This is a genomic window from Corynebacterium sp. BF-R-2, from assembly GCF_024586525.1.
In the GTDB taxonomy this organism is placed as follows: domain Bacteria; phylum Actinomycetota; class Actinomycetes; order Mycobacteriales; family Mycobacteriaceae; genus Corynebacterium; species Corynebacterium singulare.
In genome coordinates this window covers 52,948-70,187 of sequence record NZ_JAMFTP010000009.1, presented here as the reverse complement: position 1 = coordinate 70,187, position 17,240 = coordinate 52,948, and the positions used below count along the sequence as shown (strand labels likewise).

At 61.1% G+C, this 17,240-nt stretch carries 14 protein-coding genes; 10 read left to right on the top strand and 4 right to left on the bottom strand.

Annotated features, from left to right (window positions below):
- Nucleotides 1-148 precede the first annotated feature (148 nt).
- From M5J09_RS07725 to M5J09_RS07710, 4 genes are all read left to right on the top strand, one after another.
- Nucleotides 149-610, top strand: a complete 462-nt coding sequence (locus tag M5J09_RS07725; protein WP_070536911.1) for an SdpI family protein — start codon at nucleotides 149-151, stop codon at nucleotides 608-610.
- A 456-nt stretch (nucleotides 611-1,066) separates the two neighbouring features.
- Nucleotides 1,067-1,438: a Rieske 2Fe-2S domain-containing protein gene (locus tag M5J09_RS07720; protein ID WP_257157478.1), complete on the top strand. Its 372-nt coding sequence runs from the start codon at nucleotides 1,067-1,069 to the stop codon at nucleotides 1,436-1,438.
- Nucleotides 1,439-1,493: 55 nt separating this feature from the next.
- Nucleotides 1,494-2,453 (top strand): bile acid:sodium symporter family protein, encoded by a 960-nt coding sequence (locus M5J09_RS07715; protein ID WP_257157477.1) that lies wholly within the window; start codon nucleotides 1,494-1,496, stop codon nucleotides 2,451-2,453.
- A gap of 6 nt (nucleotides 2,454-2,459) precedes the next feature.
- Complete coding sequence (locus tag M5J09_RS07710) at nucleotides 2,460-2,768, top strand: hypothetical protein (RefSeq protein ID WP_257157476.1); 309 nt, start codon at nucleotides 2,460-2,462, stop codon at nucleotides 2,766-2,768.
- Here M5J09_RS07710 and M5J09_RS07705 read toward each other — a convergent pair.
- Genes M5J09_RS07705 through M5J09_RS07690 form a run of 4 tightly spaced genes read right to left on the bottom strand, consistent with a single transcriptional unit; the run spans nucleotide 2,765 to nucleotide 5,869 of the window.
- Entirely contained in the window at nucleotides 2,765-3,097 is a 333-nt protein-coding gene (locus tag M5J09_RS07705) for a branched-chain amino acid transporter permease (RefSeq protein ID WP_257157475.1), read from the bottom strand. The two genes, M5J09_RS07710 and M5J09_RS07705, sit on opposite strands and share 4 nt — an antisense overlap.
- Nucleotides 3,082-3,798, bottom strand: coding sequence for an AzlC family ABC transporter permease (locus tag M5J09_RS07700; RefSeq protein ID WP_257157474.1), 717 nt, complete (start codon nucleotides 3,796-3,798; stop codon nucleotides 3,082-3,084). The genes M5J09_RS07705 and M5J09_RS07700 overlap by 16 nt, the downstream gene beginning before the upstream one ends.
- Nucleotides 3,799-3,833: 35 nt before the next feature.
- Entirely contained in the window at nucleotides 3,834-4,433 is a 600-nt protein-coding gene (locus M5J09_RS07695; protein WP_257157473.1) for a YqgE/AlgH family protein, read from the bottom strand.
- Between the two features lie 2 nt (nucleotides 4,434-4,435).
- Nucleotides 4,436-5,869 (bottom strand): CCA tRNA nucleotidyltransferase, encoded by a 1,434-nt coding sequence (locus M5J09_RS07690; protein ID WP_257157472.1) that lies wholly within the window; start codon nucleotides 5,867-5,869, stop codon nucleotides 4,436-4,438.
- 28 nt (nucleotides 5,870-5,897) lie between these two features.
- Between M5J09_RS07690 and M5J09_RS07685 the strand changes: the two genes are divergently transcribed.
- The 6 genes from M5J09_RS07685 (at nucleotide 5,898) to pepN (ending at nucleotide 17,195) form a co-directional block, all read left to right on the top strand.
- Nucleotides 5,898-6,500, top strand: coding sequence for an NUDIX hydrolase (locus M5J09_RS07685; protein ID WP_042532929.1), 603 nt, complete (start codon nucleotides 5,898-5,900; stop codon nucleotides 6,498-6,500).
- The gene (locus M5J09_RS07680) at nucleotides 6,497-8,665 is read left to right on the top strand and encodes a hypothetical protein (RefSeq protein ID WP_257157471.1); all 2,169 of its coding nucleotides are present in this window, start codon (nucleotides 6,497-6,499) and stop codon (nucleotides 8,663-8,665) included. Before M5J09_RS07685 ends, M5J09_RS07680 begins: the two co-directional genes overlap by 4 nt.
- 8 nt (nucleotides 8,666-8,673) lie before the next feature.
- Entirely contained in the window at nucleotides 8,674-11,916 is a 3,243-nt protein-coding gene (gene murJ / locus M5J09_RS07675; RefSeq protein WP_257157470.1) for a murein biosynthesis integral membrane protein MurJ, read from the top strand.
- 207 nt (nucleotides 11,917-12,123) lie between these two features.
- Nucleotides 12,124-12,657 (top strand): YceI family protein, encoded by a 534-nt coding sequence (locus tag M5J09_RS07670; protein WP_257157469.1) that lies wholly within the window; start codon nucleotides 12,124-12,126, stop codon nucleotides 12,655-12,657.
- Between the two features lie 268 nt (nucleotides 12,658-12,925).
- Entirely contained in the window at nucleotides 12,926-14,638 is a 1,713-nt protein-coding gene (locus tag M5J09_RS07665) for an ATP-binding protein (protein WP_257157468.1), read from the top strand.
- Between the two features lie 43 nt (nucleotides 14,639-14,681).
- The gene (gene pepN / locus M5J09_RS07660; protein ID WP_257157467.1) at nucleotides 14,682-17,195 is read left to right on the top strand and encodes an aminopeptidase N; all 2,514 of its coding nucleotides are present in this window, start codon (nucleotides 14,682-14,684) and stop codon (nucleotides 17,193-17,195) included.
- Nucleotides 17,196-17,240 lie beyond the last annotated feature (45 nt).

Genomic DNA, 17,240 nt, shown 5'->3' with positions numbered 1-17,240 from the left:
TTTCTATGGTTGGAACCATGTGGTTGTCCATCGCCAGGGAATAAAAGCTTTAATATCTGCCAAGCGACACGAAATGTATATTACAGCACCGAACTAATAATTTGAACCGGCTTTCTCGTCTTCGGATGGGAGGGATAGACTAGTGAGCATGCTCGTAGTCGGAATCCTGTTTTTCATCATCGCTGCCATTCTCCTGATCGTGGGTGGACTGGCCACAATGCGCAAGCTGCCTGGTAATGGTGTCGTCGGACTGCGCCTCGCGGAAATCCGGAAAACCAAGGAAGCATGGGACAATGCGCATGCCGTCGCTGGGCCATTTTGGACATTGGGTGGGGTGGCACTGGTTTTTGGCGGTATCGTCGCGCTTCGCGCCGAAGGCTGGATGTGGCTCATTCCGGTAGCCACTTTTGTCATCGCCGTTCTCGCGCTGTCCATCGGTTCCAACATGGGCGCTCGCGCTGCCTACTTGTGGGACCAGGCACACAAGGACGACGAGGGATGCGGGGATTCCTGCAATTGCGGCGATGGAGGGTGCGGGGAAGAAGAGGCACCGACTGTCGACGTCTCCGCGGTCCGCGCTGCCGCCGAGCGCGCCGATCAGTCCCATTGATAAATACGACACTGTGACGCTATAAGCGGATAGTTCGCTTCTTACTCTTATCGTCACAACGAATTCTTAGTCCAGGCGATCCAATGGTTGGTTAGACCCTCCATTGAGATCGCCACTTTTTATTTCTTATCGTTTGCTGCCAAGTCAACAGGAAGAGGCTTAGAAGACGGGCTGGCGCGTGACAATGATGGGTCACCCGGAGGACTATAGTCTCTATGACTAACATCAAGCGAAACACAGCACTCCAACTCGTCGCCGCCGCAGCACTGAGCCTTACCGTTCTGGGAGCCGGCGCCACGTATGCCCGGTCCATCGACTCGCGGGGGAACAGTACGATAGCAGAGGCGGGAACAATCTATAGCGACGTGGGTACCTCATATGGGTCTTATGACTTTAGCGGTAGCCCAATGGAAGAGCTCCCCATATGGGAAGGCGAAATCGGATAAAGTAGGGCCCATGACTACGTGTTCTCGTCGTATGTTCCTACTCGGCTCCGCCACCACCTTCGCTGGCGCTTACCTCGCCGCGTGTGGCAAGGAGCCCTCCGCTGAAATTGCCGCCACTGAGATCCCAGTGGGATCAGCTGTCATCGTGGATAAGGTCATCTTTGCACAGCCAACCGAGGGCGAGTTCAAGGCCTACTCGCAAACCTGCCCACACCAGCATTCGCTCATCACCAAGATTGAAGGCATGACCGCCACGTGCACAACCCATTACTCTAGCTTCGACCTTGCCAAGGGCGAGGTCACCGGCGGCCCCAGCCCCAAACCGCTCACCGAGTACGGCGTTGAGAACGATGGCGGAACCGTCAAGAACGTCCCCGCCTAATCTCGCCGGAAAGCGTTTCACGTGAAACATCTGAGGGGCGTCTACACTCTGTTGTATGCTTGAGCGTCTCAAAAACCTTGACCCCCTCATCATCCTGATCCTCTGCGCGGTCGCGATCGCCGTCGTGTTTCCCGCGCGGGGAGGCTTTGCAGACACCTTCGACGCCCTCACCAATATTGGTATCGCGCTTCTCTTCTTCCTGTACGGTGCGCGCCTATCGCCGCGCGAAGCCATCAACGGCATCAAGCACTGGAAGCTTCACCTGACGATCCTGGCGTTCACCTTTGTGGTCTATCCCGTCGTCGGCCTTGCACTCAGACCGCTCACGGCATTCATCCCCATGGATCTCTACCTAGGCATCCTCTACCTGACGCTCGTGCCGTCGACGGTGCAGTCCTCAGTGGCCTTCACGTCCGTCGCGAGGGGAAACGTCGCCGGCGCCATCGTCTCGGCATCAGCGTCCAACTTGGCGGGTGTCATCCTCACCCCACTCCTCGTTATGGCACTCATGGGCGCGGGCGACGGAATACACATCGATAGTTCGGTCTTCGTTGAGATTTCAGTCCTCTTGCTCCTGCCATTCGTGCTCGGCCAGCTCACACGGCGATGGACCGGCAAGATCGCCGCAAGCAAGGCCACCAAAGTAGTGGACCGTGGATCCATCGCAATGGTCGTGTATGCGGCCTTTTCGAAAGGCATGGTGGACGGAATATGGGCGTCGATAAGCATCTGGCAGATCCTGTTCCAGATACTCTTCTCTACAGCACTAGTCTTCTTCATGCTGTGGCTCACCAAAATCGTCAGCGCGAAGCTCGGGTTTAGCCGCGAAGACTCCATCGCCATCCAGTTCTGCGGCTCGAAGAAGTCCCTAGCAACGGGCCTACCGATGGCATCGGTCATCTTCGCATCCGGTAGCACGTCGCTCGGACTGCTTATCCTGCCACTCATGATTTACCACCAAGTTCAGCTCATGATTTGCGCGTCTGTGGCTTCGCGCTACGCACGGGTAGAGTGAGGCATCATGAAAACTCTCTACGTCCGCACCACCATGTCCATCCCGGAAGTAGGCACCGCCGTCCATATCGCGGAGATGCAGGAAATTAGTGAGACCGCCTGCTCCATGCAGCGCATGATTGCGCTCGCACCGAATGACTCGATCGTGGGGGCTGCGACGCCTCAATCTTCGGTGGGCAATGCGGATATCCCTCAGCACGTTGTGCCCCATCCCAATACTTACGACGACTTCCCAGACATCGACGCCGAATTTATCGGCGCTATGGAGTTCCACTCCCTGTGGACCGAGGCCACCGCGCTCTACGGTGACCTCTAGAAGACCCAGTTCACTAAGAGCATGTAGAACACGGTGCCACCAAAGATCGAAAGACCGGAGTTGCGACGCCACAGATGCAGGGCAGCGGTAAACGCTGCGGCGGCAAGGGGGGCGATGAGGTTTCCCGTGTCACGAGTGGCTCCGAACAAGGTATAAACCACCAACACCGTCATCACGCCCACCGGCATGGTGAAACCAAGCATGGAAATGAACTGACTGCCTTTCAGCGCCTTAACAAAGGCGAAGGGAAGCCAGCGCAGCAGCACCGTCACGAGGCCCACGGGAATGAGGACCGCGACGACGGCAGACAGGGTTACTCCGGCTGGCATGGCACATCCTTCCGCAGAACCAGTGCGCTATCGATACGCGGTGAGAGGTAGCGCACGACGAGCAGGAGGAAATAAGCAGTGAGTGCCACCATAAGCAGCTGGCCGGGGAAGAGAAAGCCGGCAAGGATACCCAGGGCCGCCGCGGTGAGCGGCAGAGAATAATCCTTGTTGTTCTGGAAAGAGTCAATGGCCAGGACAACGAACAGAGCCACGAGTGCGAAATCGAGTCCCTTGACCGATGGCGGAATGGCCTGGCCCGCGAGCGCGCCAATGATGCCGGCGCCCACCCAGAGAAGCTGGCAGAAAAGCTGCACCGTGAACACGAACGTGCCACTGGGGCGAGTAGTACGGGGGAGAGCGGAGATGACGGCATAGGATTCGTCGGTCAGCGCGTAGGTGGAATAGGCGCGGCCGAGGGGATTGCGAATCTCATCGCGTGGAAAGGTGAGGCCGTAGAAGATATGGCGGAAATTCACCATGAAGCCAGTCAATGCCGCAACCGCCGGGGTGACACCGCTGGTCACCATAGAAATCGCAAGAAATTCCATAGAGCCGGCGTAGATGATGACGGAGAACACCGGAGTCCACCACCAGTCGAAGCCGGTCTGCACCATCAGCACACCGAAAGCAAGGCCAAGCGGGACGACACCTACGGCAATAGCCATGCAGGTTTTCACCGCCGTGACAATCTCCGAACGCATGGGGCAAATGTTAGTTCACGGCGCGCGCAAGGATACTAATTATCTTCGTCGATGTAGCGCGGGAAGGTAGAGAAAAGCGGCAGGGGCATAGCCTGGCGATTCATCACATCCGACCACGTATCCGTGGAGCCGGAAGAAACCACGTCTTGGGGGAGAGCGGGCGCGACGTACCAGTCGCCGCGGTCGATTTCCGCCTCAAGCTCGCCCGGTTCCCACTCGAAGAGGCCGACGAAGAGACGCATGCCATCGACAAGTTCGGTGACCTCCTCAGGGCCCACGCGCAGATCCACCATGGCCAAGCGCGGGGCGAGGCGGCTCAGCGCCGGATACTTCTCAATATCCACGCCTTGGCGCGTCATGGCAACGCCGAGGGCTGCCTGCTGATTGTGCGGACCACCAATGTAGAGGGCCTGCGGTTTAGCCACCGCAGGTAGCCACTCGGGCATGACGTTAAACACGGCCATCTCAGAACGCATGGTCAGGTCGACACCATACGTACGCCCGCCCAGCTGCTCAGTGATCAGGATAACGGAGCGATTGTAGTGCGGGACGAGGATGTCGGGAGCAGCAACAAGCAGCTGGCCAGGAGCCGGTTCATTGCGTTCGAGAGCGTTGAAAAGTCTATCTGCGTACATCCCTATCTAGAATTCCACCACTCGCGCAGCTTCGCAATAGCAACGTCGCGCTCCAACGGGCCCTCCTCAAGGCGCAGCTCCTTGAGATAAGACCATGCCTGGCCCACCTCGGGGCCGGGTTTGAGATCAAGGATCTCCATGATCTCGTTGCCGTCGAGGTCCGGGCGCACGCGCGCGAGGTCTTCCTTCGCGGCAATGTCCGCGATGCGCTCTTCTAGCTGGTCGTACGTGCGCTGAAGGCGGCGGGCCTTACGCTCATTGCGGGTAGTGCAGTCCGCACGCACAAGCTTGTGCAGGCGGGGGAGAAGATCGCCGGCGTCGGTGACGTAGCGGCGTACGGCCGAGTCGGTCCACTGGCCATCACCGAAGCCGTGGAAGCGCATGTGCAGGTAGACCAGCTGACCGATGTCCTCAGTGGTGGCCTTGGGGAATTTGAGCTTGCGCAAGCGCTTGCGGGTGAGCTTGGCGCCGACCACCTCGTGGTGGTGGAAGCTCACCTTGCCGTCGGTGGTATCGCGCGTATCGGGCTTGCCAATGTCATGCAACAGCGCAGCCCAGCGAAGAATGAGGTCAGGGCCGTCGTCCTCCTGCTCCATGGCTTGGCGCAGCACGGTGAGGGAATGGGCGTAGACATCCTTGTGCTGCGCGTGCTCGTCGGGCGCCATGCGCAGGGCGGGAATCTCCGGGAAAATGTAGTCCGCAATGCCGGTCTCAACGAGCAGGTCGATGCCCTTCCACGGCGCAGTGCCGCAGATCAGTTTGTTGAGCTCGACTTGGACACGTTCGACGGTGATGCGCTGGATTTCACCGGCCATGTCGGTCATGGCGGTGCGCACGCGCTTGGCGACGTCAAACTCCACCTGCGCCGCAAACCGTGCCGCGCGGAGCATCCTGAGGGGATCGTCGTGGAAGGAGATCTCGGGCGCATCGGGAGTGTCGAGGATGCGGTCCGCCAGGTGCTGCAGGCCACCCATCGGGTCGTGGAACTCTCGCGTACCATCGGGGCGCAGCTCAATCGCCATGGCGTTGACAGTGAAATCGCGGCGCACGAGATCGCCTTCGAGGGTGTCTCCGTAGATGACCTCCGGGTTGCGGGAATCACCGTCGTAACTGTCGGAGCGGAACGTGGTGATCTCGATCTGCTGGCCCTTATACGCAGCGGACACCGTGCCGTAGTCAATACCGGTGTCCCACACGGTCTCGGCCCAGTCCTCGAGGATGGCGTAGACCACGTCGGGGCGGGCTGGCGTGGTGAAGTCGAGGTCATTGCCCAGACGGCCCAGCAGGGCGTCGCGGACGGAGCCGCCGACGAGGTAGAGGGGGGCGTCGTGAAGCGCAAAGTGGTCCACCAGCCCCTGGAGGAGGCCACTGAGCTGGCTGAGGGAAGCGTCTGCGCGGGCGAGAACGCCGATTAGCTGAGTGTCCTGAAAATTCACGGATCGAAGTCTACTACGATTAGCAGGGATGACTAAGAACACGCCAGGCTCCAAGCGCCGCCGCCGACGGGGCGCGGGCAGCCGGAACCGCCGCACGGGACGCCCGCAGCGCGCGTCCACCAACCGCATGACCACGCGGGATGAGACGTCCGCGGGCGGTCTCGTCGTGTCCGGATTGGCGGAAGCCGTCGACACTGACGGAAACGTAGACCTCTCCCAGATCTACGTGGCGCTCATCGGCAGGCTGGATCGCCGCGGCCGTCTGCTGTGGTCCATGCCGAAGGGCCACGTGGAGAACGGCGAGCCGAAGGAGCTCACCGCTGAGCGCGAGGTGTGGGAGGAGACCGGTATCTATGGCAAGGTCTTCGCGGACCTCGGCATGATTGATTATTGGTTCGTCTCCGATGGCGTGCGCATCCACAAGACCGTGCACCACCACCTGCTGCGCTTTGAGGACGGCATCATGAATGATGAGGATCCGGAGGTCACCGAGGTCTCCTGGATCCCCGTCTCCGAGCTCATTGAGCACTTGGCCTATGCGGATGAGCGCAAGCTCGCGCGCATTGCCCATGATCTGTTGCCGGATCTCGCGCGAAAGGAAGCCGCCGCGGGAAAGGCGACTCCCCGGTGAGCCGGCACGGGTGGCGCGTGGCGCTGGCTGCGGCGCTAGCGCTCGGGTGCGTTACCCCGGCGGCCCAGGCAGAGTCCCCCGAAGACAGCCTGGCGAATGCGCAGTATTGGTTGGGGTCACGGGGGCCGGACGAGTTGGAGCTCAGCCTGCTCAGTGCCAGCGAAGCACGGGTAGGGGACACCGTCGAGATGACCTTAAAGATCCATAACCCCACCGACAGCGCGGTGGACAACCTGCAGATAACTACCCGCCGCAGCGACGCAGTGCGATCCACCACGCAGGCCCGCCAAGAGCTGGCTGTGGGTTCTTTTCCTTATTATGGGCCCTCTGAGTCCAGCGGGGCTTTGAAGCCGGGGGAGAGCCGAGAAGTGACCGTCGCGGTTCCCACAGCACTGGGAGAGGAATCCACGCTGGCCATTACGGAACCCGGTGCCTACCCGGTGCTCTTTACCCTGACCGGTACCCGCGATGGCGAGGCCGGAAGCTTTGCGGAAGAGCGCACGATCCTGGATATTCAGGGCGAACAGGATGCTCCGGAGAATCCGCGCGCGTTCTCCATTATCTATCCGCTCACCGCGGAGGTCGATGTGGTGCCGGGTGATACCGGCGGTCAGGATCTCATCCTGCAGAGCGAGCAACTGCCGGAGCAGATGGCGCCGGGTGGGCGTTTGGATCAGTTAGTCGATATCTACGTGGACCATGACCTGCACGGGTCCGGGTGTGTGGCTCTGGATCCGGCGCTTGTCGACGCCGCCTCCCGCATCGCCTCCGGCTACACGGTCAACGACTCACGGCCTCCCATTGCGCAGCGCCCGAAACGCTTGCGTGATTCCTGGTTCTCCAGCTCGGATAATGATCGTGGTGAACCGGGTCAGCACTCCCAGGATGCTGCTGCCTGGCTGGACAAGCTCAAGGGCCTCGACTGCCGCATGCTCATGCCGTGGGCGAACACCGATACAGATGCCGTGGCCCACGTAGGCAATGAGCGGCTCACGCACGAGGCAGTGGAACAAGGAGCGGAGACAGTTGAGCGGGTACTCGGGAATCCTCTGAATACCTCGCTGACCGCGCCGGCCACGGGCATCAGCGAACATGAATTCTCGGTGCCCATGCTTGTCGCAGATAATTCCGCGTGGGCCGGCAAAGCGGTGACGTTCGATGCCTCGCTCGGCGCACTCCTAGCCCAAACCGGGTCTCTTCCGCAGACCACGGGCTATTCCAACCCAGAGATGCGCTATGACTTCGCGGAGGACTCGGAACAGGCGCGGGCGTTGACAGCGGGGGCGTCGCTAAGCATTGCTTCACAGGAGTTGCTGCACGGCGGGGACGAGGAGCCGGAAGGCCTCGTGGCCAAGCTGCCGAACTACCACGATCCCGCCGCCGCCCGCGCGGTCATGGACACCGCCCAGCGCCTACTGAACTCGCAGCATCTTTCTCCGCGGCCGGTGACGACGCTGCCCATCGAATCAAGCGAGGGCGAGCCCGGAAGCCCCTATGTTAACCCCGCCGCTTTCCACGACGCGGAGATTACCCAGGTAGCCCAACAGGCGCGGTATACCGATGAGCTCATGTCCATCATGGTCAATGACCCAGCCATTGCCATGACGCGCTATGAATTCACGCTGCCGCTGCGCCGCGATCTACTCGCCGTGCTCAGCGATACGCGCCGCACAAGCCTGCGCGGCTTCCGCCCAGCGGTGGAAGATAGCCGCAAGCGTTTGGAGAAGAACGCGGATGTACTGCGTGATCTGCGAGCCTCGGTCTCACTCATCCCACCGGGCAATGTGTACACGCGCGTTTCGGAATCCTCGCCGCTGCTCATCGTGGCGGAGAATGGGCTGCCGCTGCCTGTCGACGCCCACCTGGCCTATGACGCCCCCGACGGCGCCACCCTCAACACGCAGGACTCGGTTCACATCCCGGCTAAGGGATCTATTACCGTGTCCATGACCGCTGACCTGCCGAGCGACGCCGACCGCACCTCGTTGCGGCTGTGGCTGGCTACCCCGTCTGAGCACCTGATCTCAGACCCAATTGATATCACCGTTCAGACGCGGGCCGGTATCGTTAGCGTGTATGGAGCCGGTATCGTTGCCGCGCTCGTCCTCGTCCTAGCCGCACTGTTCCGGCTGGGTAAGCGGAAGAAAAAGAACACTCACGGATAGTTTTCTCTATGACACATGAACCTTTGTCTGGTGCCCGTCGACGCATTGTCACGCCCTCCCCACCGGCACCGGTCCCGGAAAAGCGCGCGCCGAGCGGCGTCGTTGCCGTCGACGACGAACACGAAGACCGTTCGGGTCTGAAGGGAGAATCCCAGGCAACCTCGGGCGAATCCTCCGGAGATACAAACTCCGACGGTGCCGTTGTGCGCGCCACCGGCTCGATGGCTGTTGCAACGTTGATTTCCCGCATCACGGGCTTCATCCGCAACGTGCTCATCGGCTCCTCCTTGGGCCCAGCGATTTCTTCTGCCTTCACCACGGCGAATCAGCTCCCCAACCTCATCACGGAGATCGTGCTGGGCGCGGTGCTGACCTCGCTCGTTGTGCCCGTCCTTGTCCGCGCGGAAAAGGAAGACTCCGACCGCGGCGAAGCCTTTGTCCGGCGCCTCTTCACGCTGGCCTTCTCGTTGCTGGCCACAATTACGGTTCTGTCGTGCATTTTCGCCCCGCAGCTAACCCGCATGATGTTGCCCGAGGATGGCAAGGTCAACGCCATCCAGGCCACATCGTTTGCTTATCTGCTGCTGCCACAGATCTTCTTCTACGGGCTATTCGCGCTCTTCCAAGCGGTGCTTAACACGAAGAATATCTTTGGTCCGGGCGCGTGGGCGCCGGTGGTCAACAACATCATTTCCATCTCGGTGCTCGTGGCTTATCAGCTCGTTCCGGGCAGCTTGCATCCCGATGCGCCCTCGCCGATCACGGATGGGCATGTGCTGCTCTTGGCACTGGGTACGACGGCCGGTGTGGTCGTGCAGTGCCTCATCTTGTTCCCATATCTTGCCAAGGCGGGCATCAACCTGAAGCCACTGTGGGGATTGGATGACAGGCTCAAACAGTTCGGTGGCATGGCCATGGCCATCGTGGCCTACGTGGCCATTTCGCAGCTGGGTTATGTGATTACCTCCCGCGTGGCAGCTCACGCCGACGATGGCGCGCCCTTCACCTACCAGCAGGCCTGGCTGCTTTTGCAGGTGCCATACGGCGTCATTGGCGTCACGCTGCTCACCGCGATTATGCCGCGCCTCTCGCGCAATGCTGCGGACGGCGATGTCAAGGCCGTGGTGCGTGACCTCACGTTGGGCACAAAGCTGACCTTCATCGCGCTGATCCCCATCGTCATCTTCATGACGGGTTTCGGCATCCCCATTGCCCGCGGCCTGTTCCAGTACGGCGCCTTCGACGCCGAGGCCGCCGAGCTGCTCGGTCTGACGGTGAGCTTCTCCGCCTTCACGCTGATCCCGTATGCGCTCGTGCTGCTGCACCTGCGCGTGTTCTACGCGCGCGAAGAAGCGTGGACGCCAACGTTCATCATCGCCGGCATCACCCTGACCAAGGTTGTGCTCTCCTTGCTCGCTCCGCACGTGGCGGACTCCCCAGAGCGCGTCGTTATTCTGCTGGGTACTGCAAACGGCTTCGGTTTCGTCGCCGGTGCTGTCATCGGTGGCTTCCTGCTCAAGCGCAAGCTCGGCAGCCTCGGCGGCCGTGCGGTGGTAGCCACGACCATCTGGTCGGTGCTGTCCTCACTCGTTGGCCTCCTCGTGGTCTACGCCCTGAACTGGGCCCTCAACTTCGTGCTGCCAGCCTCCTTGCCACCGCTGGTCAACTTGGTGAAACTTGCCGTCATCGGTGTGGTCTTCGTGGTCGTCACCGGCATCGTGCTTTCGCGCTCTGGGCTGCCGGAAGTCATCAACCTGGGCCGCCAGTTGCAGCGTATCCCGGGCATGTCTCGCCTCATCAAGATCGAGAATGCCGAGGCCATCGAGGTCGAGGCCCCCGATCAGCTGGAGTTCCAACCAATCTTCAGCGTGGATGCCTTCAATTCCTCGCCGGTACCGCCACCGATGTCTGCCGGTATCGTCCGCGGCCCGCGCCTGGTCCCAGGCGCTCCGGTGTCCGATGGCCGCTTCCGCCTCCTCAAGGACTACGGCTCAGCCCCGGGCACACGCTTCTGGAAGGCCCGCGAACAGGCCACCGGCCGCGAGGTCTCGCTGACTTTTGTCGACACGACGGGCGAAGCCCCCATGGCCCCGGCCACCCCCGCCGTAGCGGCTCGCCGCTCGGCAGAGGTGTCTCGCGCCACGCGCCGCCTAGCGGAGATGGAACTGGATGCCGTGGCGGAGAACATCGACATCCTGTCCTACCGCCAGGGCTGCCTTGTCGTGGCGGATTGGGTAGAGGGAACCTCGCTCAAGACGGTCTCGGAGGATAAGGACCTCGATCCCCGCGCCGTCGCTCACGCCTTGGTACCGCTAGTACGCACTACGGCCGCCGCTCATGCGGCGGGCCTCGTGCTCGGTATGGAGAACCGCAACCGCATCCGCATCTCCACCGAGGGTATCGCCACGCTGGCCTTCCCGGCGGTTCTGCAGAGCAACGACGAGGAGACCGACCGCTCCGCGCTCTCCTCTGCCATCTCCCTGCTGGTGGAATCCACGAGCCCGACCCCGGAGGTCCTCCAGGAGATCGCCGCTGATGCGGAGGTAGGGGAGGACTCCGACTTGGAAGACATCGCCCACCGCCTAGCGGCCTACGGCGGCGATGGCGAAGACGGCGAGGAGACCCTCCAGGTCCCTGTGGAGGAGACCCCGCGCAAGGAGGATCCGAGCCCCGCACCAGGCTTCGGCGGCCGCGGCTATTCCGGCTCCGGCATCATCGTGCTCGGCGTACTGGCCACCGTCTTCGTCGTAGCCATGGCGGCGCTCAGCGTGTGGATTCTCTCTCAGGTTGGCGATGAAGAGACCTCACCCGTCGTGACCAAGACGGAATCCTCCGCGGAAACGACCTTCCCCAACGTGCCCGCGGTGCTGCTGAAGGACGTGCAGTCAACCTCCGTCCCGGAGGGCAAGGAGGTCACCGGCGAATGGACCACCAAAGACGCGGACGCCGGCCTACTGCTCAGCATTGACAAGCCCACGCAGCTGCATGTTCTGCCACTGAATCAGAAGGATTCCATCGGCGCGAAGTATGTGGTCTACGGCGTGACTAGGGAGGAGTTCGACCCCACGGATCCGGAGTCCTCCACGCTCACCGAGCTCGCGCACGGCACCCTCACGAGCGCCCGCCAGGACATCGAACTCAAGAAGAAGCCGGTGGCTTTCGACGGCGCCCTCATCCTCTTCACGGACATGCCCAAGTCCGGGTCTGTCACCTTGAAAGACGCCACTCTGGTGGGAATCCCGACAAACTAACACTGCTCCCCACATGTCCCCAGACCTGGAGCCCGCAACTCCCTGTTCGTTGGTTCATACGCACCACGCGCTTGACGACGTCCACCTGCAGGTTGCGGGTTGCAGGTCTGGGGATTTGACTTTTGACGCACAATAACCCTTGACAGCTGTGCGAAGGGACGTATAATTATTGTTGTCGCGTCAACATTAGAATGAAATGAGGAACCCATGACTATCACTGCAGGAACGTACGCACTGGACCCAGCACACACCACCATCGGCTTCGTTGCTCGCCACGCCATGGTTACCAAGGTGCGCGGCAACTTCAATGATTTTGAAGGCACCCTTACCGTAGCGGAGAATATTAACGAGTCCGCCGCTAACGCCACCGTGAAGACGGCGTCCATCGACACCAACAACGCTGACCGCGATGCCCACGTGAAGGGCGAGGACTTCTTCGACGTTGAGAAGTTCCCGGAGATGACCTTCACCGCGACCAAGTTCGACGTGAACGAGGCAGGCGAGGGCACGGTCACCGGTGACCTCACCATCAAGGGCACCACCAAGTCCGTTGACTTCAAGGTAGAAGAAGCTGGCGTAGCCGAGGATCCCTTTGGCAACACTCGCCTGGGCTTTGAGGCCACGACCTCCATTAACCGCACCGACTTCGGCATCGACTTCAACGCCCCGCTGAAGACCGGCGGCGTACTGGTCTCCGAGGAGATCAAGATTGAGCTCGAGATCTCTGCCATCAAGCAGTAAGCCATCAAGCACGAAACCTGCCCGTAGGCAGTAATTTTTAGTTGTTGCCCGTAGCGCCCATGTCGGCACTACGGGCAACAACTTTTCAACAATGAGAAGCACAATAATCGAGTAATAAACAACTCTGAAACAACTTCCAAACAACGTGTACAACTCTGTTACCTGCATGTTTCAGAGTGATTCTGCGGCAGAGAGCGCCATATTAGCCAATAGTTGTTTATTAGTTGTTGCGGAGTTGTTTGAAACAACTCCGCTATACTACAGGGCTATGAGAGAGGACGAACTCGACTTCATCATCCAGGCGCTGCGCTCGATTGAAGCCGGTGCAACCGCCGATAGCCTGGAAACCGAGATTCTCGATTTTAAAGAGGACCCCGCCGTCCACCCGCGAAATCGAAACCCAGACGCATCCCTTGTTGAATTCCTCATCGATGAAGCAGTGTGCTTCTCTAATGCCGATAACGGTAACGCCTTCATCGTGCTCGGAGTCGCAGATAAGACACCTGGGCCAGCGGCTTTTACAGGTACCCAGCGGGAATTGGACTGGCTCATAAGAAAAATCTTCGAAGGAACACAGCCCAACATCCACGTCGAGGCGGAGGAGTTGGAGTGGTGCGGAGCCCGGCTCATCGTTTTACGCATTCCCCGTGGCATCACGCTGTATCAGCGCCCGAAGGGACAGGCAAGCAAGCGAGTTGGCACTCGCTGCGTGCCGCTCTCCGAACATCAACGCCGCGCACTCTTTTTTGACCGCGCCAATCCGGATTACACCGCTCACCCCTCCCGGCGAGGACTCGAAGAACTCGATATGACGGCCGTCGATCAGGCTCGACACCTTTTAGCTCAAGCGAGGGCAATGTCCGGTTCCCAGGAACCTGTTCCCGCAACAGCCCGCGAACTCTTGGGAGAATTGGGGCTGCTCGATGGCTCACAAAACCCCACATACGCGGCCGAAATCCTTTTCATGCCTCCGGTATCCCAGCAGGTTACAGTTCGACACCTCCTCCGTCTTGTACCTGGCGGTGAGCCGAGAACAACGGAAATCTCTGCACCCCTCATCACCACATACTTGCGGTTGAAAGAGCTAATTCAAGTCAATGCCCAGCAAGAAGTGGAGCGCATCGCCCTTGCCACGGGTCAAGAAGTATCGATCAAGGCTTTCCCAGACACCGCTGTCGACGAGCTTGTCTCTAATGCCTTAGCCCATCGCGACTGGGACGCGTCGGCTGCCGTAGTCATCGATCAATCTCCCATAGCCTTCTCTGTATGGTCTCCCGGTGGTCTCCCCACAGGTGTACAACGCGATCGGGTTCTCACAACAAAATCAATTCCTCGAAATCCCCGCCTTATGACGGCGTTAAGGATGCTGGGGTTAGCAGAGGAATCCTCCCGTGGATTCGACCGCATGTGGGCATCCATGCTGTCGAGTGGTCGCCATATTCCGGAACTTCGCGCCGAGGATTCCTTCGTCGAAGTTCTTTTGTCCTCTGGGCGCGTTGACACCGCGTTCGTTAAGGCCTTGACCGAACTCAAAGGTGCTTTCGGCGCTGAGCCTTTCGACAGCGTCAATGGCCTCATCATTGCCCGTCACCTCATGGACAACCAGATCCTGCTGTGCCACACTGCTGCCCAACTCATGCAAGTCAGCGAAGATCAGGCTGCGGATACCCTTCGGTGGTATGAGAGCCTCGGTTTCGTAGAACAACTACGGGAAGCGCGAGAGTGGATACTTACCACAAGGGCCCGATCGCTGATGGGGCTTCACATAGAAGGACATATTGCAGCGACCTCCGTTCAGGATTGGATCCTGGCTCAACTCAAAGAAGGAGCAGCACTGACCACGCGCGAAGTCGCCGAAGAACTGGGAGTAGACCGGGCAATTGTCACAGGAATACTGCGCCACCTACGAACTATAGGCCAAGCGCGCATCGATCCCGATGGCCCACAGCGCGGTCCCAACACGCGGTGGATTCTTTCCTGACCACTCTGTGATGCGCACCGCAGCGGCGTTTAAGATGTAGCGCATGACTACCGCCAACCTCACTCACGCAGAAGCCACCGCCCGCAGCGCCGCGCTGCGCTTGAGCACCTATGACCTGCACCTTGACGTCACGAACGCGCCCACCGACGTTGATTCTTACGAGGTCACCGCGCGTATTACGTTCACGACCACCGAGCCCGAGACCTTCGTGGACTACCTGGGCAAAGCCGTGCATTCGGTGCGCGTTAACGGTGAGGAGGTGGAGAACACCTTCGACGGCGGCCGCGTGTACCTCCGGGATCTCCCAGTGGGGGAGGAGCTCACCGTGGAGATTACCGGCTCTTCTTACTACACCCGCACCGGCCAGGGCCTGCACCGCATGCACGACCAGGCCGATGGCACGACGTACCTCTACTCGCACCTCGAGCCCTCTGACGCGCGCCGCATCTTCCCCTGCTTTGACCAGCCGGATCTCAAGGCTTGTTACACCGTGCACCTCACCGGGCCGGAGGGCTGGCAGCTCCTCAGCAATCAGCCCGAGGTCGCCCGCGAGGAGGCGGCAGACGGCAACGTCACGGTTCACTTCGCCGAAACCCCGCTGTTGTCGACGTATCTGACGGCGTTCGCGGCTGGGCCGTACGTCGCCAAGCACAGCACCTGGACCGCGCCCGATGACTCCCTCACGGTGGAGTTGCGTGCCTTTGCCCGCGCCTCCATGGCGGAGTACCTGGATGATGAGATCCTGCAGGTCACCGCGCAGGGCATGGACTTCTTCCACGCGAACTTTGGCTACCCGTACCCGTGGGGCAAGTATGATTCCATCTTCGTACCGGAGTACAACCTGGGCGCGATGGAGAACCCCGGCCTGGTGACCTTTACGGAGCACTACCTCTACCGTTCCGCCGCTACCCGCGCGCAGCATGCCGCGCGCACGAACACCATCCTGCACGAGATGTCCCACATGTGGTTCGGTGACCTGGTCACTCCGCAGTGGTGGGATGACCTGTGGCTCAAGGAATCCTTCGCGGAGTTCATGGGCGCGGATTCCTCCGTGCACGCCACCGAGTACACCGAGGCGTGGGTCAACTTTGCCGGGCAGCGCAAAAACTGGGCCTACCTGCAGGATCAGCTGCCCACCACGCACCCCATCAAGGCGGACATCCCGGACGTGGATGCCGCGCGCCAGAACTTCGACGGCATTACTTATGCCAAAGGTGCTGCGGTGCTCAAGCAGCTGGTCCACTACGTGGGACGCGAGAACTTCTACGCCGGCGCGCGCGACTACTTCCAGGAGCACGCCTTCGGTGCCGCCACCTTTGATGACCTCCTCAAGGCGTTGAAGAAGCACACCGATCGTGACCTCGACGCCTGGTCCACGGCGTGGCTGCGCACGTGGGGTCCGGACACGCTGACCCCGGAGCTGCACACGGATGGTGACACGATCCACGAGCTCGCCATCACCGTGGATGCTGAGGACACCACGCGCCCACACCGCCTGAACCTGACGCTTTTCGACGCCTCCCTCACCAAGTACGCCACCCTCGACGTCGATCTGGAGGGTGAGCGCACCATCCTCGACGAGGTGTCGGGGCTGGCCGCGCCGGGGTTGCTGCTGCTGAACGACGGCGACCACACCTACGCCAAGGTCCGCTTCGACGAGACCTCTCTGGAGACCATCCGCACCCGGCTTTCCGAGGTGCCCGATGAGCTCTCCCGCGCGGTCATCTGGACCTCCCTGTGGAACCTCACCCGTGATGGCGAGTGGCCAGTGCGTTCCTACCTCGATACCGTGCTCAATCACGCCCCGGCGGAGGCCAACCCGACTCTTCTCACCACCGCCTTTGCCAATGCGCGCTACGCCATCGACCACTTCGTGGACGAGGAGTCGCGCGAGGACATCCGCGCCGACTACGCAGAGCGCCTGTGGCAGGTGCTGCAGCAGGCACCGGCCGCATCCGACGCGCAGCTCACCTTGGCTCGCGCCGCGATCCAGGCGTTGGCTGCGACCCCCGAGGAGTCCGGTACGCAGCGCCTGCGCGCGCTTTACGACGGCTCCCTCGACGGCCTCGCCCTCGACCCAGACATTCGCTGGTCCATCCTCCGCGCGCTGGCCGCCCGCGATGCCGTCAGCGCCGAAGAGCTGGATGCAGAAAAGGAGCGTGACAACACACTGACCGGCGCCGCCGCCTACTTGGGTGCCTCTCACGCCTTCCCGTCGGCCGAGGTAAAGCGGGAGGTCTTCGACCTCGTGCGCACGCCGGGTAAGTACTCCAATGCGGAGGTGGACTCCCTTCTCGCGGCATTCAACGCTCCACGCTCAGGCCACCTCACCGAGGTTTTTGCTCAGGAGTACGTCGACTCCCTGGCCCAGCTGTGGGAGGAGCACCCGATCGAGATTGCCAACCGCCTCGTGCGCGGCCTGTACCCGGACGTTGCCATGGCTGATGGCGCCACGAGCGAGTTCCTCAGCTCCGAGCGGCCCCGCGCGCTGCGTCGCGTGCTGCTGGAGTGCCAAGACGCGCTGCGCCGCGCGGCCCGCGTCCGGGCCGCGCAGTAAGCTTCCGCTTTGCGTAGCGGACAGAAGAAACTTCCCGTAAACTCG

Coding starts and splice junctions, on each gene's coding strand:
- M5J09_RS07695 (WP_257157473.1), bottom strand. CDS start 4,433: ATGTACGCAGATAGACTTTTCAACGCTCTCGAACGCAATGAACCGGCT.
- M5J09_RS07685 (WP_042532929.1), top strand. CDS start 5,898: ATGACTAAGAACACGCCAGGCTCCAAGCGCCGCCGCCGACGGGGCGCG.
- pepN (WP_257157467.1), top strand. CDS start 14,682: ATGACTACCGCCAACCTCACTCACGCAGAAGCCACCGCCCGCAGCGCC.
- murJ (WP_257157470.1), top strand. CDS start 8,674: ATGACACATGAACCTTTGTCTGGTGCCCGTCGACGCATTGTCACGCCC.
- M5J09_RS07725 (WP_070536911.1), top strand. CDS start 149: ATGCTCGTAGTCGGAATCCTGTTTTTCATCATCGCTGCCATTCTCCTG.
- M5J09_RS07705 (WP_257157475.1), bottom strand. CDS start 3,097: ATGCCAGCCGGAGTAACCCTGTCTGCCGTCGTCGCGGTCCTCATTCCC.
- M5J09_RS07670 (WP_257157469.1), top strand. CDS start 12,124: ATGACTATCACTGCAGGAACGTACGCACTGGACCCAGCACACACCACC.
- M5J09_RS07720 (WP_257157478.1), top strand. CDS start 1,067: ATGACTACGTGTTCTCGTCGTATGTTCCTACTCGGCTCCGCCACCACC.
- M5J09_RS07665 (WP_257157468.1), top strand. CDS start 12,926: ATGAGAGAGGACGAACTCGACTTCATCATCCAGGCGCTGCGCTCGATT.
- M5J09_RS07710 (WP_257157476.1), top strand. CDS start 2,460: ATGAAAACTCTCTACGTCCGCACCACCATGTCCATCCCGGAAGTAGGC.
- M5J09_RS07715 (WP_257157477.1), top strand. CDS start 1,494: ATGCTTGAGCGTCTCAAAAACCTTGACCCCCTCATCATCCTGATCCTC.
- M5J09_RS07700 (WP_257157474.1), bottom strand. CDS start 3,798: ATGCGTTCGGAGATTGTCACGGCGGTGAAAACCTGCATGGCTATTGCC.